This window comes from Clostridium uliginosum, from assembly GCF_900112485.1.
Classification (GTDB): domain Bacteria; phylum Bacillota; class Clostridia; order Clostridiales; family Clostridiaceae; genus Clostridium; species Clostridium uliginosum.
The window spans coordinates 233,868-257,291 of record NZ_FOMG01000001.1 but is presented as its reverse complement, the minus strand read 5'-3'; the positions used below and the strand labels follow the sequence as shown (position 1 = coordinate 257,291).

The window sequence follows — 23,424 nt, the reverse complement described above, 5'->3', positions numbered from 1 at the left end:
TTTTACAGCCCTACATGACATTAATATTATAATCATTTAATATATCAAGGATTTCTCTTGATGGACTAGAATCAGTTATTATAGTATCTACATCCTCAACTTTAGCAAATTTATAATTTCCATCAATGTGGAATTTTTTATTTTCCATAACAAGAAAACATTTTTTGCTAGATTCAATTATTGCACTTTTAGTTATCCCGTCATCTATATCAAAGGTTGTGATACTCCTGTCAAAAACATCAATACCGCAACTTCCTATAAATACCTTATCAAATTTATATTTCTTAATAAATTCTATTGTTGATGCTCCAGTAAAGCCAATCAAATCCTTATTTAAAACTCCACCAGTAGCTACTAAAGTTATATTATTTTGATTAGATAATATATTCATTATTTCTAGCATATTTGTAACAACTATAATATTTTTATTGCTTTTTCTAAGTAGTTTAGCAATTAATATGTTTATGGTAGATAAATCTAAAAAAATAGTTTCTCTATCTTCAATTATATCTAAAGCTTTTTGAGCGATAATAGTCTTGGTTGATATATCAGTTTTTTGTCTTAAAGGCATGTCATGAAAATTAGACGACTCTCTAACTTGGACAGCCCCTCCATAAGTTCTCTTTAGAAAACCTTTATTTTCAAGCGACTTTAAATCTTTTCTTATACAATCCTCAGAAACATTAAATTGTAAACTTAAATCTTTAACCTTAATTTTACCAGTTGTATTAAGTAAGTTTAGTATTTCATCTAGTCTTTCTTCTGCAAACAAATAAAAACACCTCTTTCTATATGAAATTTAGGCACATGAAAGAAAATATCCATCACATCTGTGATTTGTTCTTTTATTTCATATGTCTAAAATACTTTCTTTTAAACATTATATATAAATTATACACAAAAGTCATTGCAAATAAATATAAAATAATATAAAATACTATTAAACAAGAATAAAAAATATAAAACAAGAATAAATGATATGTTATTTTATTTTAAATTATCGCTTTGTTTTAAAACCGTGTTGATATTGTTATATAAAGCTCTTGGACGGTGGAATTCACTTTAAGAACTCTAAAATAAATCTTAGTCCTATTAATGCATGTTCCCAATCAAAGATTGTGACAAGCAATAATAGGACAAATATTCATTAAGAGTTCTACAAAGCAAATTTCAATGCCAGTTCGCTATTATATAACAATATCAACACTTTGCTAAAACATAGCCTAAATTATTATAATATGGAGATGATATTGTGAAGAAAATTTTATTAACTGGTGGAAAAGGATTTTTTTCTACAAGATTTTTTAAGAGATATAAAGATGAATTTGAAGTTGTATTAATGTCTAGACAAGAACTAGATGTTAGTAATAAAGAAGAAGTCTTGAATAAACTCAACGAAATTAAACCAGATTATGTAATACATGCAGCTGCAATTGCTGTAACAGATTTTTGTAATGAAAATCCTGAAATAGCTTATAAAATAAATGTTGAAGGCGCTATAAATGTAGGACAAGCGTGTAAGAAAATAAATGCAAAAATGATCTTTATAAGCACAGAACAAATTTTTAATGGAAATAAAGAACTTGGACCTTACAGCGAAGAACATATAGCAGTACCTAATACTGTATATGGACAAAATAAATTAGAGGCAGAAGGATTACTAAAGGATTTATTAGATGAACTTTGGATTATAAGATTTACATGGTTGTTTGGATTACCAGAAAAAGAATGTAATATGGCAACAAATATTATTTGGGAAAGTATAACCAAACTTTTAAAAGGTGAAAAAATAAAGGCTTCTTCATATGAATTTAGAGGGATGACATATGATACAGAAATGATAGAGAATGTTATAAAAATATTCTCACTTCCATATGGCACTTACAATCTTGGAAGCGAAAATGATTTAAGTAGATATGAGATAGTTAAACATATATTATGCGAAATGGGATTAGAAAATAGAATAGACGAAGTATTGATAAAAGATAATGAAAAGTATAATGAAAATTGCAAAAGAGATGTAAGATTAAATACTAATAAAGCTAAAGAATGTGGACTAGTTTTTAGTAGTAGTAAAGATGCAATAAGTAAATGTATAAAAGATTACAAAATGAAACTTTAACTTTAGGAGTTATTTTAAAATACTAATGTTTTAATTTAAAGTTGGGAAGGAGTATAGTTTGCTAAGTAATAGAATTCAAAATCTAAAAGATGAATTATTTAAAGAAAAAAGACAAATATCTTTGGAAAGAGCTAAGTTATATACTGAAAGTTTTAAAAGTACAGAAGGACAACCTAGTATTATAAGAAGAGCAAAAGCGTTAGAATATATATTAAAAAATGTAGAAATACAAATTAAGTGTGGAGAATTGATAGTTGGAGATAGGACAAAAAAACCTAGAGCAGGGGTAGCTTCTCCTGAAATGTCTCCATATTGGATTGAAGAGGAATTGGAAACGTTTGAATCAAGACCTCAAGATAAATTTAAAATATTAAAAGAAGATAAAGAGTATTTAAAAAATGAATTACTTCCTTATTGGAAGGGTAAGTCATTAAAAGATTATTGTGAGGATAATATACCACAGTACATTAAAAATTCTACTAAAACGAAAATAGTAGCACTTAATCAGACAGATAAAGGACAAGGACATATTATACCAAATTATGAAGGCGTCCTTAGTAATGGATTAAGTTTTCTTATTAATTCTATTAAAAATAAGTTAGAAAACAACCCAGACAATGATTTTTTTAAGGCGTCTTTAATCACGTTAGAGGCAACTAAGAGTTATATAAAAAGGCATGCTCAGATTGCTGAAAAAATGATAGAAGATGAAAAGGATTTAGAAAGAACAAAAGAACTAAAAGAAATTGCTAGAATTGCAAATAAGGTTTCAAATCAAAAGCCAGATAACTTTTATGAAGCAATTCAATTATTTTGGTATATTAGTTTAGTATTTCAACATGAATCAAATGCAAGTTCAATTTCACCAGGAAGATTTGATCAATATATGTATAAATACTATAAAAAATCTTTAGAAGATGGAGAAGATGATGAATTTTTAAAAGAAATTTTAAGAGCATTATATATAAAATTTAATACAATCGTAGCGTTAAGAAGCACAGAAAGCGCAAAATACTTTGCTGGTTTTCCTATTGGATACACAATTGTATTAGGTGGAGTAGATGAGAATGGCAAGGATGTTACAAATGAACTTTCGTATTTAATGTTAGATATATTAGGTGAAATAAAATTGCCACAACCAAACATGAGTATAAGGGTTAGCGAGAAATCTCCAAGAGAGTTTTTAATAAAAGCAGCAGAAATTATAAGAATGGGTTTTGGAATGCCACAAGTGTTTAATGATGAAGTAAATATTTTATCATATGTAAATAGAGGTGTTTCATTAAAAGATGCTAGAGATTATGCTGTTGTAGGATGTGTTGAATTATCAATTCCAGGCAAGACATATGGACTTCATGATATTGCTTTATTTAACCTTCTTAAAGTAATGGAAGTTACTTTAACTAATGAAAAAGATAATATATATAACTATGATGATTTAGTAGAAAGCATAAAACTTAATATATCTAAATATATAAGGTATATGATTGAGGGGTCTAACATAATAGATATGGCACATAGAGAGTGTGCACCTACACCATTTTTATCTAATTTTATTACTGGATGTGTAGAAAAAGGAATGGATGTAACTTATGGTGGAGCTAAATATAATTTTTCAGGAGTACAAGGAATTGGATGTCCTAATTTAAGTGATTCTTTATATGTAATCAAAAAGATGGTTTTTGAAAATAATGATATGACATTAAAAGAATTATGTGAGATATTAAAAAATGATTGGAAAGATAATGAAGCTTTACGCCAAAGTATTATTTCAAAGTATGATAAATATGGAAATGATGTAGATGAAGTTGATGAGATAGGAAGTGAATTTTTATCATATTATGCTGAAGAAGTTACAAAATATAAAAATATAAGAGAAGGAATTTTCCAACCTGGCTCTTATACAGTATCAGCACACATTCCACTTGGAGAAGGTGTTAAAGCTACACCAGATGGAAGAATGTCTGGAGAACAACTTTCTGATGGTGGATTATCACCTATGGTTGGAAGAGACAAAAATGGACCAACAGCAAGTCTTAAAAGTGTAAGCAAGCTTGATAATTACTTAACATCTAATGGTAGTTTATTAAATGTTAAATTTTCACCGAGTACGCTTAAAGGAAATGATGGAGTATTAAAACTTGTTGGATATATACAAGCTTTTAGTAGACTAAAGATACAGCATATACAATTTAATGTTGTATCAGTAAAAACATTAAGAGATGCACAAAAAAATCCTGAAAAGTATCAAGATTTAATTGTGAGAGTTGCTGGATATAGTGCTATGTTTGTAGAGCTTGATAAGAAAATCCAAGAAGATATTATAAATAGAGCAGAACATGTATTATAGGATGTGATGTGTATATGGAAAATGCCTTGATATTTAATATTCAAAGATATAGTTTGCATGATGGTGGAGGTATTAGAACAGTAGTATTCTTCAAAGGATGCCCTCTTATATGCCCATGGTGTTCAAATCCTGAATCACAAAGTTTTAAAAGAGAGGTAATTGTAAGAGAAGGATTATGTATAAAATGTAGTAGTGAAGATCCGTACAAATGCATTAATTCTCCTTTAGAGTGTCCAACTGGTGCTATTGAGTATGTTGGAAAAGAATACTCAATTAAAGAAGTAATCGATTTAGTTAAAAGAGATATGATTTTTTATGATAGCACTAAAGGCGGAGTTACTCTATCAGGTGGAGAGCCACTTTGCCAAGTTGATTTTTGCATTGAACTTTTAAAGAAATTAAAGATGATTGGGATTAATACTGCAATTGAGACAACTGGTATGGGTGATATTGATAAGATTAAGGAAATTGCAAAATATTTAGATACAGTACTTTGGGATTTTAAAATCATGAACTCAGAAATAGCGAAGAAAGAAATTAATCAAGACATAAAAGTTATGAAAAATAACTTCATAGAAATAACAAAACAAAATGTGAATGTAATTCCAAGAATACCTTTAATTCCAGGGTACACTGATAATGAAGAAAACATAAAAAAAATTATACAATTTGTTATACAATTTGAAATAACAAAGGTTCATATATTACCATTTCATCAATATGGAAGTTCAAAATATAAAGGACTTAAGCGAGATTATAAGTTACTTGATTTAGAAGTTTTAGAAGATGAAAGAGTGAAAGAAATAAAAGCTATAATAGAAACTTATGGCGTAGAAGTAATAATAGGAGGATAATAATTTATTAAAATATAAGGCTTTGTTTTAAAACCGTGTTGATGTTGTTATATATTGTAAAGCGGGCTAAGAAATTGAACTTAAGAATATCTAAATGAGTATAGTCCCCTTTTAGCTTGCTCCAAAGGCAAGCTTCGGACAAGCAAGAAAGGTGACAACACTAAAGGAAACTCGACTCACATTGGTTCGCTGAGTAAGTTCGAGATACCAAATGTAAAATTTGGACTCTTACTTAAGAATTCTAAAAGTCAAATTTCAATGTCCACTTTACAAAAATATAACAACATCAACACTATTCTAAAGCATAGTGAAATATAAAAAGTAATTTTAGGAGGAGTATTATTATGAAATTAATATTAGACACAGGAAATGTTGAGGAAATAAAATTATTAAGTGATATCTTACCAATAGATGGGGTTACAACTAATCCAACTATAGTATCTAAAGAAAAGAAAAAATTCACTGACTTAATAGCTGAAATAGGAGAAATAGTAGGAGAAGATATTCCAATCCATGCTCAAGTATTAAGTACAAAATGTGAAGATATTATAGAAGAAGCACAGTTTATAAGTGCTTTAAGAAAGAATATGTATGTAAAAATTCCAGTTACAAGTGAAGGATTGAAAGCTATAAAAGAACTTAGTAAAAGAGGAATTAATATTACAGCAACAGCTATTTTTACAGCACATCAAGGGTTTTTAGCAGCTAAAGCTGGTGCAAAATTTGTTGCTCCTTATGTAAATAGATTAGATAATATTTCAGCAGATGGAGTAGGTACAGTTAATGATTTGGTACAAATAATAGATCAATATGGATTTGACTGTGAAGTTTTAGCAGCAAGCTTCAAAAATGCACAACAAGTTCTTGAATTAATGAGATGTGGAGTACATAGTGTTACAGTTCCACCAGATATTGCAAGAGCTATGATGAATCATCCATTAACTGACTGGAGTGTTGATCAATTTATAAAAGATTGGGAAAATGCTTTTGGAAAAGGTTCAAAAACTAATAATTAAGACATAAGAAAGAAAATAACGAGTTAAATATGCATTACATATTAACTTGTTATTTTTCTTTCTTATGCCCAATGTGTTTGTATAAACAATGCCTATATGATATAATAAACCAACAGTTCATACAAAAGACTCGTATATTTCCGATAATAATGGTTGGAAAGTTTCTACCTGCTATCCATAAATTAGCAGACTACGAGGTATTGTTTTAATTTTAGGTATTATTACTTTATCTAAAAAATGCAACACCTCAATTTTAAATTGAGGTGTTTTTTTTATGTGCCTTATGTATTATGATTTACGATGTACAATGTATGATTATATTTTTTAGCATAGGGAGAGAAATAAAAGATATGCAATTAAAAAAAGAAACAAATGAGAACTTAGAAAATGAAATGCATCTGAATGAACAAGAAGATATGCAATTACTTTATGGAATTAATGACAAACCAAATTTATTGACACAAATATTATTAGGATTGCAACACATATTTGCTGCATTTGGTGGAATTATAGTTGTGCCATTAGTTATTTCAAGTGCTTTAGGATTTGATGTAGTTACATCAACTGCATTAATGAGTGCAACAATATTATCAGCTGGTGTGGCAACTTTTATTCAATCAAGGGGAATTGGACCTATTGGATCAAGAGTAGCGTGTATAATGGGAACTGACTTTACATTTGTAGCACCATCAATTGCTATTGGAGGAGTTTATGGACTTCCAGGAATTATAGGAGCTACAATACTAGGATCATTTGTAGAGATAATTTTAAGCTTTATTATAAGACCTTTGATAAAGTTCTTTCCACCATTAGTTACAGGAACAGTTGTATGCTTAATAGGATTAACACTACTCCCTGTATCAATGGACTGGGCAGCTGGTGGTGTTGGATCAACACAATATGGAAATTTAACTAATATTTCAATAGCTATGATTGTAATGATTATTACTCTACTTTTAAATCGATATGGAAAAGGGCTAGTAAGTAGTGCTTCAATTTTAATCGGAATGGTTGTTGGATATATTATATGTATCCCTCTTGGAATGGTTGATTTTACTTCAGTTAGAGAAGCAAGCTTTTTATCAATTCCTAAAATATTTGCACATGGAGTAAATTTTGATTGGAAATTAATAATTCCTTTTGCACCAGCTTATGTTGTTACAACTATAGGAAGCATTGGATGTTTAAAAGCTATTGGAGAGGTATCACAAATTGAAATGGATGATAAGAGAATTGGTTCTGGAATATTGGCAGATGGTATTGGAAGTATGCTAGGTGGTATACTTGGAACTTTTCCAAATACATCTTTTAGTCAAAATGTAGGATTAATTCCTTTAACTAAAGTAGCAAGCAAATATGTTGCTATGATGGCGGGTATCATATTAATTATTTTAGGGTTTTTACCTAAGTTTGCAGCACTAATAAACATAATGCCACAACCAGTTTTAGGTGGCGTTGGAATAGTTATGTTTGGAACAGTTGCAGCATCAGGAATTAAAACACTAAGTCGTGTTAAATTAAATAATCGTAATTTATTAATAATAGCAACATCAATAGGACTTGGAGTTGGAATTACATTCCGTCCTGAATTTATAAGTCAATTCCCTGAAGGAATGAAGATGATTTTCTCATCAGGTATTTCAACAGGTACTATTGTAGCATTAATTTTAAATATAGTTTTAAAAGAAGAGAAAGTTAATGAGGTGAACTAATATTATGGAAAATTTACATAAACGTATATTAGAAGAAGGACAGGCGTTATCAGAAAATGTATTAAAAGTTGATTCATTTTTAAATCATCAAGTTGATGCAGATTTAATGTATGAAATGGGAACATATTTTAAAAATTACTTTGAAAACCACAAGGTTACAAAGATATTTACAATTGAAAGTTCAGGTATTGCACCAACTGTTATGACAGCAATGCAAATGAAATTACCTATGGTTACATTAAAAAAGCAAGGTTCAAAGATTTTAAGTGGAGATGTTTATCAAACAACTGTACATTCATATACAAAAGATATGAATTATGAATTAACATTATCTAAAAAATACATAAGTAAAGAAGATAATATATTAATAATAGACGATTTTTTAGCAAATGGAGAAGCAGCGCTAGGAGCAGCACGTTTAGTCGAGGAAGCTGGAGCAAAGGTTGCTGGAATAGGGATTGTAATAGAAAAATCATTCCAACCTGGTCCTAAGATGTTAAAAGATAAAGGATATGATGTATATTCATTAGCAAGAATAGCTAAACTTGGAAAAGGAAGTATAGAATTCGTAAAATAATACGAAATATAAAGTGGCTGTCTAAGAATTACCAAGTGAAGTAATAACAAAGAAATAGAAATAACATTTATTAAAGAAGACTAGAAAAATTTCGCTAATAGTTTCTAACATTTAAAGTTGTACCCATAAAAGATTGCTCCTAATATGCATTAGGACAATCATTTATGGAACAACTTCAAATGAAGAAACTCTAAGCTTATTTTTCAATGTTTCTTACACAAATGTTATTTCTATTTCTTTTTTTGAATATACATCATATTATTAAATGATTTGTATTATGAAATAGCCCATTTATTATTTAAGAAGAGTATTATAGAGAGATTATTTCGGAAAGTAAGTAAAAATACTATATATGTTATGAACTTCATAACTTTAAGTTCATAAATATGCTACAGAATATTAGAATATTTATTCTAAACCATATTTATTCTTCAGAATATTACCATATATATTCTCGTATAATGTAGTTAAGAAATGTAATACGTCCTACTGTTATTTCTTAACGAACATTATACGGTTTTTATTTTTTAATATACATATCTAACATTTCTATAATATCTTATAATTTTGTATTATTTTTCTTAAATACTCAACCAATTAAACATAATAATATATAATAATTCTGATAGAGAAAAGATGTCTATATTCAGGGATCTCTTTCAGAGATATACCCGTAAATCAGCGTATCAATCCATCAGTAAGAGTTATATGTTTAGCTGGTTGGGTTTCTCTTTTTAAGAGAATTACCCGCGTCACAAACGAGATTATAATCCTATTGATTCATTGGATACTCTATAAAACTAAAGTTATAAGGAGATGATTTATATATGTCTAAATATTTTAATTCACCTGTTGTTGGTATTGATATATCAGAAGGATTTCATGTGGTTTCAATATTATCGCCAGACGGAAGTCTGTATTGTAAGACTTTTAATATTAAACATAATTTAAGTGGTTTTAACTATTTATTAGATAAAATAGAAGAAGTGGAAAAGAAATTCTCCATGAAAACTGGCATTTTCATGGAGTCTACTGGTATATACCATATCTCTCTTTTCCACTTTTTGAAAAACAAAAAACTAGAGGCATTTTTAATAAATCCTCTAATTACTAATTCTAGCAAAAATAAAGACATAAGAAAAGAAAAAAATGATAAAAGGGATTCTTTAAATATTGCTAGATTAGGAAAGTTTCAAGAAATAAAAGCTTATGATTATTTTGAGCCTGAGATTTTTAGCTTAAGAAGTTTAATAAGAGATTATTATAAACAAGTTGACATAAGATCAATTTACAAAAAGAAATTTAGTGCTGACATTCATTTAGTTCTACCAGGATACAAGAAGATTTTCAATTCTATGACTTGCCAAACATCATTGGAGATTTTAAAGAAATATCCTAGCCCGCAAGCGTTGCTAAGCGCGGATAAAAATGAGATAATTAATATTCTTTTGTTACATTCTAGAAAAGGCCGTGTTTGGTCTAATAATAAATATGATGAACTTATTAAAATGGCTGAAGAAGCTAAAACAATAGGATTTGTTGTTCAAGGATTAATTACTAGAATTATTAATAATATTACTATGATTGAAACGTTAAATGAACAAATTGAAGCTATTTTAATAGAAATTAGAAGCACTATAAATGATAAAAACTTTCCTAGTGACCTTAAACATAATATAGAATTAATAGATTCAATAATAGGAATAGATTTCATATCAGCAGTGGCTCTAATTACTGAAATAGGGAACCATAAAAGGTTTAACAAGCCTAAACAATTAGTAGCTTATCTTGGCGTAGATGCAAGTGTTAATCAATCAGGCAAGTTTATAGGAACTCGCAATAAAATGTCAAAACGAGGTTCAAAGATTGCACGTAGAGTTTTATTTGCGGCTGCTATGGCGTCTATACGAAGTAAGAGAAATGGTAAACCAATGAATAAAGTGTTGAAAGATTATTATGAACAAAATCAAAAAAATAAAGCAAAAAAAGTAGCACTTGGAGCTGTAATGCATAAAATAACTAATTACATTTTTGCGGTTTTAAGAGATCAAAAAGAATACATAGAACGTCTACCTAAAATACATAAACATATGTATTTGTTCAACTTAGAAAAGAGTGCATAGAATTAATTTTCTTATAGCATAAAAAATTACCATTATTTGTATTGTTCGTATATTTTAATGGCTTGTTTATTGTGCAATAAATTAATTCTAGATGTAGTTAAAAAATTTTTACAAATAACTTGACTACAACTAGCTGGTCTGAAGAATATGCTTATAAAATGCGGGTTAAGGGTAAAATCAATTGATAAATATTTTTATTTAAACACCTTATATTAAGACAAGCTATAAGATTAAAAGGAGATATATACAAAACTTTGAAAATATATGGCTTACGGAGGATGGAAAACTTAATATGTTTCCATAGACTAGTCATGTGGAGACAGTGGTTCTGCTATATAAAAAGTAGATATAAAATTTGAAATAAAAGAAATGGTAGGAGTTCTTTCATAATCAGCACAAGGATGGACTAAAGAATTAAATCTAATAAGTTGGAATGATAAAGAGGCTAAATATGATTTGAAAGTAAATTAGCGATTCAATAATTGATAGATTTATTGAGGTTTTGCATTGTTATTATGAAGCAAAAGTTAGTGCTTCTATTCTGAGAAAGTTGAGCTATTAATAATCAAGAAATTTTGTTTTTTAAAATTACTTGCCGAATTTTAGAAAAAAATATTTAAATAAAAACGATAAACACGTTTTTATTTTGAATAAATATTGAATAAGTAGGTAATATAATATATTATATATAGTATAAAAACAAAAATAGTGATTTTAGGAGGAAAAGATGAAATTACTAAAAATCAAAATTAGAGGTTTAAAACTTTTTAAAGACGAACTCGAAATAGACTTTTTTGCTGAACAACGTGTTGGTTCTGAAAAAAATGAAATGCTATCTAAATTGTTTTCTAATATTTATATTAATAATGTTATTGCTTTAATAGGAATTAATGCGTCAGGAAAAACGTCAATTCTAAAAGTTATATCTTTTGTAATTAATATGTTAAATAATGAACCAATAAATAAAATTGTTTACAACGATATTTTAAATGGAATAAATTATGAGGATGAAGTGATATTTGAGACATATTTTTATTCAGAAGAAAATTATATAAACAAATTACAAACTGTTGTAAAAAGAGATGATAAATCCCAAGATGGTGAAAATAAATATACAATTAAAGAAGAAAAACTTTGGAGAAAAAACTTAAGCGCAGTAAAAACTAAAAAAGGCCTTTTTGAATTTGAGAAATTGAATCCAGTTCAAATAAGAAATGCAGATGAAGAATTTTTGATGGAAGATGTTAGTATCATTATTTCCTTAAATAAAAAATATAATTCACACTTTTATATTAGAGATATTATAAACTTGACGAATACAAACCAAATTACTTTTGTTGGAGAATTCCCGCCTCAGTTAATAACTTTTTTAGATCCTAGTATTGAGTATTTAAATTTAAAACATGATGGTAAAAAATTAGAAATCAGATTAAAATTTAAAGAAAAGGAAGAAATTGTTTTATATGATCCAGTGGAACTAAATAATTACTTATCTTCTGGCACTATAAAGGGAATAAATGTATTTTTAAATGCCATGTTAGCTTTCAATAATGGAGGCTATCTGATTGTTGATGAATTAGAAAATCATTTTAATAGAGAAATTGTTTCTACATTAATCCGATTCTTTATGAATGAGAAAATTAATTATAAAGGTGCAACTATAATATTCTCAACACACTATTCACAGTTATTAGATGAATTTGAAAGAAGCGATGATATTTATATTGTCAGAAATAAAAATGGTATAAACGTTGAAAAACTTTCTAAAATATTGAAGAGAAATGATATTAAAAAAAGTGAAGCTTACCAAAGTGGTTATTTACAAGGTACTGCACCAGCTTATGAATCATATATTAATTTTAAAAATGCTATTATTTCTGGCAGAATTGATGAGGTATGATTATGGAATTAGAAGAATATGTAGCATTTATTTGTGAAGGATCAGCGGAACAAGCGATAATGGACTTACTTCTTGAAAATAATAAATTAAAATTTAGTAAAGAGCAGATGCTTGAAGAAGGTATTATTAGATGCCGAGGTGCTAAAAACTTTGAGACTCAATATTTACGAAAGTTTTTTGGTAAAAAAATAACTGTATATAGAATTTTAGATTCAAGGAGAGAAAATTTCAAATTAAGTGCAGCTTATAAAGATAAAGTAAATGTAATTAATATTATAACAGCACCTGAAATTGAAATGCTTATAATATATAAAGAAGGAAAATATAAAGAATATAAGAAGTCTGGCAAGGATAAACCTAGTGATTATTGCAAAGAGAATCTTAAATATGGTCATGTTGTTAAGAATTATGAATTTGTAAAAAACTATTTTAAGGATATTGATGAATTAGTTAAAGCAATTTACGAACATAAGAGGCTTGCTAAAATACTCAAGGGAGAGAATACTCTTTGTGATTTATTGAAATAAATTAATTAAACAAAACTGGGTATAGGTTCAAGGATTTTTAGAAAATTTCATAATATGTTTTATATCCACAGGATAAGGAGTTCTAAGAGCTAAAGCTCTAAGAACTCTCTTAATGTTCCCCAAATTTGTTTTGGGGAATTTTTTAGGTTAGGTGCTAATAAATACAAGGAATAAATTTAAGTAGATCAATATTAGGAATTGGAAAATATGATATAATTCAACCATTAAATAATGTAATTTTTAAAAATTACATTATTTAATGGTTGAGATAAATTTCCTTTTGTGGTATTATTGTATTACAGTAAATAATTTAATTTTAGAAAGGCACAATATTTATGAGGAAATTAAATGAATTAGTTGAATTTATAAGCGGTTCACCTCAATTTAGAATTACAGAAGTTGCTGATGAATATGCATCTGTATTTAATTATTATAGCCAAACAGACTTAACTGATGATTTGGTTGGGATTATTTCTGAGGGGATAGAGAATAAGCAAGTAAGAACTTATGATGAGGTAAGTACATTATGTGAGAATGATGTTATATTTAGTTTGATTACTGGAATGGCTACTATAATAAGAAGGAATCATGAAGGATATCTTTATACACAAAATTACGTTAAATTATTACCTAGTAATGATATTGATTCAAAGTTTCTGGTATATCTTATAAATGAAAATAAAATGATCAAGAAACAGTTAATTATGGGATTACAAGGATCACAAGTTCTAAAATATACACTAAAGCAACTAAAAGAACTGGATATACCTAAAATGCCATCTATTGATAAGCAAAGGATAATCGGACAAGCTTATTTTAATCAATTAAGACTTGAGGCTCTTAAACATAGGGCAGCTAAACTTAAATCAACTATTATTTTAGCCAATTTAGAGGAGGTTATTAAATAATGACAGAGGATAAATTTGAAACAGAATTAATACAATATATTACTACTGGAGCAATAACAAAACCTGAACATTTAGAGGGATTAGGGGGATTTGTTATTGCTGAAGATAATGTTGATTATGTAGTAAAATCAAAGCTATGGACTTATGAACCAGAGATTAAGACTACAGAACAACTTTGGAATAATTTTAAAAAAATACTTGAAAGAAACAATCAAAATACCCTTGATAATCCACTAAGTGTTGTTGAGTTTAATCAAGTTAAAAAGGCTATTTCTGATATTAAGACACCATATGAAGCAGGACAATTTTTATATGGGCTTAATGGTGTATCTCAAATTGAAATTGATTTAGATGATGGACGTCATGTATTTTTAACTGTTTTTGATCAAAAACAAGTTGGTGCTGGAGATACAGTATATCAAGTAGTTAATCAAATTAAACGTCTTGCAATTATTAATGGAAAGCAAGATCGTCGTTTTGATACTACGCTATTAATAAATGGATTGCCTATAATACAAATAGAAGAAAAACGTGATACTCATGATGTTAATGAAGCATTAAATCAAATGCATCAATATTGTGATGAAAATCAATATGGTGATATTTTTTCAACACTACAGATTTTAGTGGCTATTACCCCTAATAATGTGAAGTATATGGCAAATACTACAGCTGATAAATTTAATAAGGATTTTGCTTTTAATTGGCAAAGAAAAAGTGATAGTTCAATTGTACGAAATTGGAAAGAGTTTGCTGATTCAATGTTAAGTATCCCTATGGCACATCAAATGGCTACTAATTATATGATTTTAGATGGTACAAAAAATAAACAAACATTAAAGGTGATGAGACCATATCAAGTGTATGCCACACAAAATGTAATTGAAAAGATAAAAAAAGTAGATTTTGAATTTGGAACTAATAAGGTAGGATATATTTGGCACACTACTGGGTCAGGTAAAACAATTACTAGTTTTAAAACAGCATGGCTTGCAAGTCGTATGCCAAAGGTGGACAAAGTAGTTTTTGTAGTAGATAGAATAGCATTAACTAAACAAACAAATGAGAACTACAGAGCTTATGACCCAGATTCTAGTGAAGATATGATTGGTAGTGTTCAAAATACTAATAATACAACAGATTTAAGTAGAAAATTAAAAAGTAAAGATAATAATATAATAGTTACATCTGTTCAAAAGCTTGATACTTTAGTGAAGCGTAAATCTTTTCAACCACCTGATAAAAATATAGTGTTTATTGTAGATGAAGCACACCGTTCAACTGGTAGTGAAAATTTTGAAAAGATACAGAAAGCTTTTAAGAAATCTGCTTGGATAGGATATACAGGCACTCCAATGTTTGATGAAACTACAACAGGGTTAAGAACAGAAGATATTTTTGGACGACTTTTACATGCCTATACAATTCGTGAAGCTATTGCAGATAAAAATGTTCTAGGATTTAAAGTTGATTTTGAAACAACAATTGATGAAGAACAAATGAAAAGAGAATACTTACCAGCTTTTTATAGAGAACGTTATCCAAATTGGACAGAACAACAGATACAAGAAAAAATAAATAATTTAAATCAAGAAGATATGGATGATGCAATTGAACCAAGTTTTTATGATGAAAATATTGATCATGTAAAACTTGTAGTTGAAGATATCTTTACTAACTGGAGAAATCGTTCAAACGAAGGTAAGTATAATGCATTATTTACAACACATGTAGGTGCTGGTAAGGCTAGTACACCAATGGCAATGATGTATTTTAGAGAGTTTAAGAAAGTAAATGATGAGAACAGGAAGAATGGTGGACAAGTACTGAAGGTTGCAGTTACATTTAGTTTAAATTCTTCTAATAATAATAATATGCTAGAAACTAATAAAGGTTTATTTGAAGCGATAAATATTTATAATAAAGAATTTGGCACAAGCTTTGGAATGGATGATGTTGCAGGGTACACACAAGATGTTACAAGTCGTTTAAATAAAAGTGCAGTAGATAAGAATTACTTAGATATTGTAATTGTTGTAGATCAACTTCTAACTGGATTTGATGCACCAGAACTTAATACTCTTTATGTTGATAGAACACTAAAAGGGGCTGGGCTTATACAAGCATATTCAAGAACAAATCGTATTGCAGATATGCAAGATAAACCTTGGGGACGTATTGTTAATTATCGTTGGCCTGCATATAATGAGAAGCTTATGAATAAGGCTTTGGCAATTTATGCAAATAAGGATTCAGCAATTTTATCAGATGAGGAGCAACGTAAAGCTAATGAAAAAGATGGAATTGTAGCAAAACCTTTTGAAGATATATTTAATGAAGTAAAAGAGACAGTTGAAAAATTAAGTGATTTAACTAAGGAATTTGAACAATTACCATCTTCGGAGAAGAAAAAGGAAGAGATGCTTGAATTATTACGAGATTACAATGCTGGTATGGCAAAACTTAAGCAGTATAACTCTGAAGAGGTTGATGGTAATATAGTAGGATTTAACTATGATAATCCAGATGAATTAGTTGAAATGTTAGGTATGACAAGTGAGCAAGAGGTTATGCTTACAACAGTTTTAACAAATGAATTAAAGCAACATATAGCAAAAGAAAAGAATATACCTTTGCATCAAATTGAATTAAAGATGACACATGTAAAATATGTTAGAATTAATTATGATTATTTAACTGAATTGGTGGAACGACTATTAAATGAAGTTCATGAAGGTAAAAAAGAAGAGGCTAAGGAAACAAAGGATAAGATAGACCAATTTGCTAATGGATTAGATGATAGAAATTACGCTAATAAAATTATGAATGCTGCAAATGCTATTATTAAAGGACATTATCCACCAGCAGGTGCTATTGTAAAATATCCAATCAAATTACAAAGCAGTGATGTTATTATAGAGCAAGCTAATAATGTAAGTTTAGATAGAACATTTTTAGACTTTAGAGTTAAATGGGGAATTACAGATATCATAACAAGTGCTGAAATGAGAGAATTATTCAGCACGCATCATTATGGATCACAGGATTTAGATGATAATGGAAAAATAAGAGATATAGTTGCAAAAGCAACATTGGATTATGTGAGATTAGCACATGATGAAGAAATTCAAAATCTTCCAAAGATGAAGTATCGTAACGGCTTGCGTAATGCTATATATAAATTGGCAGATGAACAAGTAGAGAATTAATGTTTTTTTGAACTGAAAGTTTAATATTCCGTTCGGATAGGAGATAAAATGGATAAAAATAAAGTAAATGTACCTAAGATAAGATTTCCAGGATTCACTGATTCTTGGGAACAGCGTAAGTTGAATGAATTTATTGAAACATCCAATGAAAAAAATAGTGACGATGTTTATAACAAGGATGATGTTCTATCTGTGTCTGGCAATTTTGGTATTGTCAATCAGATAGAATTTCAAGGAAGAAGTTTTGCAGGAGCATCTGTTTCTAACTACGGTGTAGTTAATACTGGAAGTATCGTATACACCAAGTCCCCTCTTAAGCGTAATCCCTTTGGGATAATCAAAACGAATAAAGGAAAATCAGGTATTGTATCTACTCTTTATGCGGTGTATAAACCCAAAGAGAATACAAATCCAAACTTTGTACAGTGTTATTTTGAGTTGGATTATCGCTTGAATAATTACCTTAAGCCATTGGTTAATAAGGGCGCAAAAAATGATATGAAGGTCAGTGATGATAATGCGCTTTTAGGGTTGGTTATATTTCCGTCTTACGAGGAACAGACAAAAATATCCGTTTTTTTGGAGACACTCGACAACCTTATCACCCTTCATCAGCGTAAGTTAGAACACCTAAAAGATAAGAAGAAGGGGTTATTCCAAAAAATGTTTCCTAAAGAGGGAGAAATATTTCCGGAAGTTCGTTTTCCTGGATTTACTGACCCTTGGGAACAGCGTAAGGTTATGGATACTGCACCGTTACAAAGAGGATTTGATTTACCTAAAGGAGAAATGAAGGTAGGTCCATATCCAGTTATTATGTCAAATGGAATAAATGGATATCATTCTGAATATAAAGTGAAAGGCCCCGGTGTTATAACTGGCAGGTCAGGTACAATCGGGAACTTACACTATACAGAGTGCAATTATTGGCCGCATAATACCGCATTATGGGTAACAGACTTCAAATGTAACTATCCTCGTTACATCTATTATATGTACCAAAGATTGAATTTGAATCGTTTTGGTACAGGTAGCGGAGTACCGACATTAAATCGAAATGATGTTCATTCTGAAGTGATTTCACTGCCAAATCGTGAAGAGCAAATACAAATTGCCGAATTTTTCACCAATCTAGACAACCTTATCACCCTTCATAAGCGTAAATTAGAACACTTACAACAACAGAAGAAGGGGCTTTTACAACAGATGTTTATTTAAAGCAAATTAATCAAAGAGAGGAAGTAAAAATAATGAGTAATAATATACAATCAATTACAAATAAATTATGGGCAATGGCAAATGAATTACGTGGAACTATGGATGCGTCGGAGTATAAAAATTATATATTGGCATTTATGTTTTATAGATATTTATCAGAACATCAAGAGGAGTATTTGTTAAAGAATAATGTTATAGATGTTATAGAGGGGGAGTCTATTAATGAATCCTATAATTCACAAGTAGATGAGTCTGAGTTAGAAGATTATTTACAAGACATTTCAGCAAGCTTAGGATATGCAATTGCTCCAAAGGATACATGGCAGTCATTGATTGATAAAATTAATGATTCACAAGTTATTCCTAGTGACTATCAAACTATTTTTGATAACTTTAATAAAAATGCAGAATTAAATAAAGAAGCAGTAAAAGATTTCCGTGGAGTATTTAATGATATTAATTTAGGTGATTCTCGTCTGGGCAATTCTACAAATGAACGTGCTAAATCACTTAATAACATAGTAAAGTTAGTTGATAGTATTGAATACAAAAGTAATGATGGAAAAGACATTTTAGGTGAAATATATGAATATTTAATTGGTCAATTTGCAGCAAGTGCTGGTAAAAAAGGTGGAGAATTTTATACACCACATCAAGTAAGTAAGATTTTAGCGAAAGTAGTAACAGAAGGTGTAGAAAAATCTGATGAATTATTTAGCGTATATGACCCAACAATGGGATCAGGTTCTTTATTACTTACTGTAGGTCAAGAATTATCAAAAGGTACTCCCATGAAGTACTTTGGTCAAGAATTGAATACAACTACATATAACTTGGCACGTATGAATTTAATGATGCATGGTATATCTTATAACAATATGGTATTAAGTAATGCTGATACTTTGGAAAGTGATTGGCCAGATGGTCCAGATGCAAAAGGTATTGATCATCCACGTAGCTTTGATGCAGTAGTTGCCAATCCACCATATTCAGCAAAATGGGATAATGATGAAACTAAATTAAAAGACCCACGTTTTAGTGAATATGGAAAGTTAGCACCAGCTTCAAAGGCAGATTACGCTTTTATATTGCATAGTATATATCATTTAAATAAGACTGGAACAATGGCTATTGTTTTACCTCATGGAGTTTTATTTAGAGGTGCAGCAGAAGGAAAAATAAGAGAAACTTTAATTGGTAAGAATTATCTTGACACAATAATTGGATTACCAGCAAATTTATTTTATGGAACAAGTATTCCAACAGTAATTTTAGTGTTAAAGAAGAATCGTGAAAATAAAGATATATTATTTATTGATGCAAGTAATGATTTTGAAAAGAATAAAAATCAAAATAATTTAAGAGATGAAGATATCGATAAAATCATAAAAACATATAAGGAACGTAAAGACGTTGAAAAGTATGCTCATTTGGCATCTATTGAAGAAATTAGAGAAAATGATTTTAATTTAAACATACCACGTTATGTTGATACTTTTGAGGAAGAAGAACCAATTGATTTAGAAGAAATAAATAAGCTGTTAGAACAAGATAATAAGGAAATTGCTGAGCTAGAAGCTGATATTAATGAACAATTGAAGATATTAGGGGTTAGAATTTAAATTGTTTTATACAGGAAAGATGGAAATGTCATCTTCCTTTTATAAAAGATTGTTACACTAAATTAGTAAGAGATCAATAAGTAAGTTTAGTGCAAATTATTTCATGAGTTCTGGAAGCAAAGAAGGTTACAAAAATAAAAAGGATGTTTATTCAAAAGATACAAAAGAGAAATATCTGGTACTGATATTAAAAGCTGCTATAGATTATATGAGATAGAATTTTAAAGATAATTTGAAGAAAAATAGATAAATACAAAAATGAAAGTTATTAGAGCTAAGGGAGTGAAAAATATGGCAGATATAAAATTTGAAATTAAAGAAACAACTGGAGTTCTATCAGAGTCAGCAAAAGGTTGGAAGAAAGAATTAAATCTCATTTCTTGGAATGATAAAGAAGCTAAGTATGACATTAGAGATTGGGATTCTGAACATAATAAAATGGGTAAAGGTGTTACTTTATCAGTAGAAGAATTGAGAAAGCTTAAAGAAATACTTAATAATATGGATTTGTAATAAAAAGAGAAACATCAGTTTAACTACTGGTGTTTTTTTATACAAACAATTGGAATTTGGGAGGAATATTACCATTTATAAAGAATACTGTAATTATATGAAATTATGTAATGAGGTGTAATTTATGGAGCTTGAAGAGATTTTAAAAATTATAAAAGAAAATTTCCCAGACAAATCAATTGATATATCAGAAAGTTTAGGTCTTTTAATGGATACTATTGATGATGTTATGAATAGAATAAATGAAAAAATAGGACAATCATATTCCAATAGAGACTTCTCAACTATTGAAAAATACACGATTCTCGGTAAGGCAATTAATTTCTATGAAACAAAAATTGATGAAATAATTAATTTTACAATAATAGAAGAGGCTGATATTACTGAGGAGAATGCTGAAGAAGATATAACTAGAATTCTACCTAATTATGATGAGTATGTTGTTGACAATAAAGTGGAGCATACTTTATATGAAAATTTTACGCATATAAGACCATTCGGATTTAGAATTAATGATAGTGAATTTATAGAAGTAAAAACGTGGCAAGAAATGCTATTAAAGACTTGTGATATGTTTATTTCTATAGATTCAGAAAAATTCTTGGGTTTTGAAAATAATAAAAATATGAATGGTAAAAAGAATAAATATTTTTCAATAGATGAGAACAAATTGCGAAAGCCAGAAAAAGTAGCTGATAAAATATATATTGAAACTAATATGAGTGGAAACTCAATCAGAAATTTAATAGTTAAGATACTTAAGGAATATGGGATTAAGGTAAATAATTATAAAGTTTATTTTAGAGCGGATTATACAAATATAAATAGATAAATTAAGAGATGGGTTACAAATAATGGAGAGTTCTAACTATATAAATTTAAGTGAAAAAACAGGAGAAGAGAACTTTTTAATCAAGATGGAGAGTTAGATATCAGAACAATAAAGTTTAGGGTTGGAATCAATCAGATTTGTTAATAAATTCATTAAGAGAAATTTGTGTTAAAAAAGATCCAGCAGGAAATATTGTAATGAGAGAGGCATATTGTTAATATAAAGGTAAAAGTCATATATATTGTTGAAATATCCAATAAATGCTATAATTGAAATAGTACTATAGGAGGGAATGATTTATGGCTTTAATAACATGTCCGGAATGTTCTAAAGAGATATCAGATCAAGTAAAAAGTTGTCCACATTGTGGATTTCCATTGACTGAGGAAAGTAATGAAACACAAAAAGTAGAAATAGCTTCTGTAAATTTGAAAATGGAAGCAAGCAAAAAAAGAAATTAATTACTTTAATAGTCAGTATTTTAATAATTGGAGCAATTATATTTGTTGGATATTTATCATATAGCAAACAAAAAGCTAAAGAATATTCTACAAATGTTAATCTTTTAATGAGTGAGATGCTATCAAGTGGCTCAGATGCTGAAAGTTTAATGAATTTAACTTCAAAGGTTTGGTCTAATGCTATTTATAAAAAATTTGATAATGAAACAGATAAATATACAAGAAAAAATGGATATTGGGAAAGTGATTTTAATAAGCCATTAGGTTATCTTTTTAATGACAGTAGCACTAAAACAAAAACCGAAAACATTAAATCATCAGAACTTAAGGTTTCTGAAATGATGAAGAAATTACAAAAACAACCAAAAGAGTATGAAAAGGTATATGATACATTGTTAGAGTTAAATAGTTCATATCAAGTAACAATAGATTTAGCCAAGAGCCCACAGGGGAATATTACATCTTTTAATAATAATAAGAATGAAAAAATAAGTAAGTTTATGGAAGTATATAAAAAATTACAAACTCAAATACCAAATAGTAATTAAAGAAATGCTTATCAATGGATTTATAATTGAAAAGAGAAAACATCAGTTTAATTACTGGTGTTTATTTTTATTTTAAAATTTTCAAATTGGTAATATTGAGGAGTATAATTTAATTACTGTGAAATCTTTGAATAAACACATGAATTTTATATAGATACTTAAGAGGGTGGAGGGCAGAGGATATTAAATCATATAGAAAAGATAATATCAAAAAGAGCTGGGAATACTGATTTGATAGGACTTGAAAACAAGATTGAAGCTTCAAAGGAAGAATTAAAAGGACTTATAAAATTACAGATAAAAGGTTAGATGTATGAAGAAGTTTATAATGAAGAGTATGTAAGGATTTCAGGAGAACTTCAAAAACTAAGACAGGATAAATCTAAGATTGAAACAGGAAATGTAAGTATAGAGCAATATAAAGAAAGAGTTGATGAAATAATAAAAGTTATAAAAGAGCAGGAAGGCTTGCTAACAGAATTTGATGATAAAATATTTAATGCGTTGGTAGATAGAATTGAGATTCTTGAACCAACGCATTTTGTTTTTATATTGAGGAATGGAATGAGAGTTGAAGAAAGAGTTTAGTATTAAAATTAGCAGAAGATATAATATTATGAAAATATAATAAATGTTAAAATAAACATAATATGGTATAATATAGCTATATAATTGGAGGGATAGAATATGACTAAGTATGAAAAGTTAAATCTATTATTTGATGTTATTATTGTAGTTTTATTAGTATTAACATATTTTAAATAGGAAAATTAGAGGTTAAGATCATTGATAGGGGCAAAATTTAAAATATCATAGAAAGCGGAAAAATTTGTCTGTAGATTTGATGATAAAATATTTAATGCGTTAGCGGATAGAAGTGATATTCTTTAGCTAACGTATTTTTATGTTAATAAATATTGCAAATATAAAGA

Annotated in this window: 19 protein-coding genes, 1 pseudogene and 1 riboswitch; of the genes and pseudogenes, 19 read left to right on the top strand and 1 reads right to left on the bottom strand. The window is 28.5% G+C overall.

From position 1 onward, the window contains the following. Positions 1–10 precede the first annotated feature (10 nt). A complete protein-coding gene (locus BM027_RS01155) occupies positions 11–772 on the bottom strand; it encodes a DeoR/GlpR family DNA-binding transcription regulator (protein ID WP_090087980.1) in 762 nt (253 codons plus the stop codon). A 480-nt stretch (positions 773–1,252) separates the two neighbouring features. Between BM027_RS01155 and BM027_RS01150 the strand changes: the two genes are divergently transcribed. The 19 genes and pseudogenes from BM027_RS01150 to BM027_RS18400 all read left to right on the top strand — a co-directional run bounded on the left by BM027_RS01150 (position 1,253) and on the right by BM027_RS18400 (position 23,080). Beyond that, positions 1,253–2,122, top strand: coding sequence for an SDR family oxidoreductase (locus BM027_RS01150; RefSeq protein WP_207647591.1), 870 nt, complete (start codon positions 1,253–1,255; stop codon positions 2,120–2,122). Positions 2,123–2,180: 58 nt separating this feature from the next. Then, a complete protein-coding gene (locus BM027_RS01145; protein ID WP_090087974.1) occupies positions 2,181–4,472 on the top strand; it encodes a formate C-acetyltransferase in 2,292 nt (763 codons plus the stop codon). Between the two features lie 14 nt (positions 4,473–4,486). Next, positions 4,487–5,326: a glycyl-radical enzyme activating protein gene (locus BM027_RS01140; RefSeq protein ID WP_090087971.1), complete on the top strand. Its 840-nt coding sequence runs from the start codon at positions 4,487–4,489 to the stop codon at positions 5,324–5,326. A gap of 344 nt (positions 5,327–5,670) precedes the next feature. Beyond that, positions 5,671–6,342: a fructose-6-phosphate aldolase gene (gene fsa / locus BM027_RS01135; protein ID WP_090087970.1), complete on the top strand. Its 672-nt coding sequence runs from the start codon at positions 5,671–5,673 to the stop codon at positions 6,340–6,342. A gap of 110 nt (positions 6,343–6,452) precedes the next feature. Continuing rightward, positions 6,453–6,555, top strand: a riboswitch (purine riboswitch). Positions 6,556–6,734: 179 nt separating this feature from the next. Next, entirely contained in the window at positions 6,735–8,054 is a 1,320-nt protein-coding gene (locus tag BM027_RS01130; RefSeq protein WP_242943264.1) for a nucleobase:cation symporter-2 family protein, read from the top strand. A gap of 4 nt (positions 8,055–8,058) precedes the next feature. Further along, complete coding sequence (locus tag BM027_RS01125) at positions 8,059–8,631, top strand: xanthine phosphoribosyltransferase (RefSeq protein ID WP_090087967.1); 573 nt, start codon at positions 8,059–8,061, stop codon at positions 8,629–8,631. A gap of 827 nt (positions 8,632–9,458) precedes the next feature. Next, positions 9,459–10,754, top strand: a complete 1,296-nt coding sequence (locus BM027_RS01120; protein ID WP_090087965.1) for an IS110 family RNA-guided transposase — start codon at positions 9,459–9,461, stop codon at positions 10,752–10,754. A 369-nt stretch (positions 10,755–11,123) separates the two neighbouring features. Further along, positions 11,124–11,216: pseudogene (locus BM027_RS18995) on the top strand (PC4/YdbC family ssDNA-binding protein); the annotation flags it as partial. A gap of 265 nt (positions 11,217–11,481) precedes the next feature. Next, complete coding sequence (locus BM027_RS01110; RefSeq protein ID WP_090087962.1) at positions 11,482–12,654, top strand: AAA family ATPase; 1,173 nt, start codon at positions 11,482–11,484, stop codon at positions 12,652–12,654. 2 nt (positions 12,655–12,656) lie between these two features. Further along, on the top strand, positions 12,657–13,181 hold the full coding sequence (locus BM027_RS01105; protein ID WP_090087959.1) for a hypothetical protein: 525 nt from the start codon (positions 12,657–12,659) through the stop codon (positions 13,179–13,181). Between the two features lie 335 nt (positions 13,182–13,516). Further along, positions 13,517–14,089 (top strand): restriction endonuclease subunit S, encoded by a 573-nt coding sequence (locus tag BM027_RS01100; protein WP_090087957.1) that lies wholly within the window; start codon positions 13,517–13,519, stop codon positions 14,087–14,089. Beyond that, positions 14,089–17,298 (top strand): type I restriction endonuclease subunit R, encoded by a 3,210-nt coding sequence (locus BM027_RS01095; protein WP_090087954.1) that lies wholly within the window; start codon positions 14,089–14,091, stop codon positions 17,296–17,298. The genes BM027_RS01100 and BM027_RS01095 overlap by 1 nt, the downstream gene beginning before the upstream one ends. A 48-nt stretch (positions 17,299–17,346) precedes the next feature. Further along, entirely contained in the window at positions 17,347–18,516 is a 1,170-nt protein-coding gene (locus BM027_RS01090) for a restriction endonuclease subunit S (RefSeq protein ID WP_175559915.1), read from the top strand. A 32-nt stretch (positions 18,517–18,548) separates the two neighbouring features. After that, positions 18,549–20,138 (top strand): type I restriction-modification system subunit M, encoded by a 1,590-nt coding sequence (locus BM027_RS01085; protein WP_090087950.1) that lies wholly within the window; start codon positions 18,549–18,551, stop codon positions 20,136–20,138. A 291-nt stretch (positions 20,139–20,429) separates the two neighbouring features. Then, on the top strand, positions 20,430–20,651 hold the full coding sequence (locus BM027_RS01080; RefSeq protein WP_090087947.1) for a YdbC family protein: 222 nt from the start codon (positions 20,430–20,432) through the stop codon (positions 20,649–20,651). 124 nt (positions 20,652–20,775) lie between these two features. After that, on the top strand, positions 20,776–21,483 hold the full coding sequence (locus BM027_RS01075; RefSeq protein ID WP_090087945.1) for a hypothetical protein: 708 nt from the start codon (positions 20,776–20,778) through the stop codon (positions 21,481–21,483). 299 nt (positions 21,484–21,782) lie between these two features. Beyond that, positions 21,783–21,944 carry a zinc-ribbon domain-containing protein gene (locus tag BM027_RS01070; protein WP_090087942.1) on the top strand — a complete coding sequence of 54 codons (162 nt, stop codon included), beginning with the start codon at positions 21,783–21,785 and terminating at the stop codon, positions 21,942–21,944. Positions 21,945–22,051: 107 nt separating this feature from the next. Beyond that, positions 22,052–22,492, top strand: a complete 441-nt coding sequence (locus BM027_RS01065) for a hypothetical protein (RefSeq protein ID WP_139209522.1) — start codon at positions 22,052–22,054, stop codon at positions 22,490–22,492. A gap of 309 nt (positions 22,493–22,801) precedes the next feature. Further along, a complete protein-coding gene (locus tag BM027_RS18400; RefSeq protein WP_242943260.1) occupies positions 22,802–23,080 on the top strand; it encodes a hypothetical protein in 279 nt (92 codons plus the stop codon). Positions 23,081–23,424: the final 344 nt, after the last annotated feature.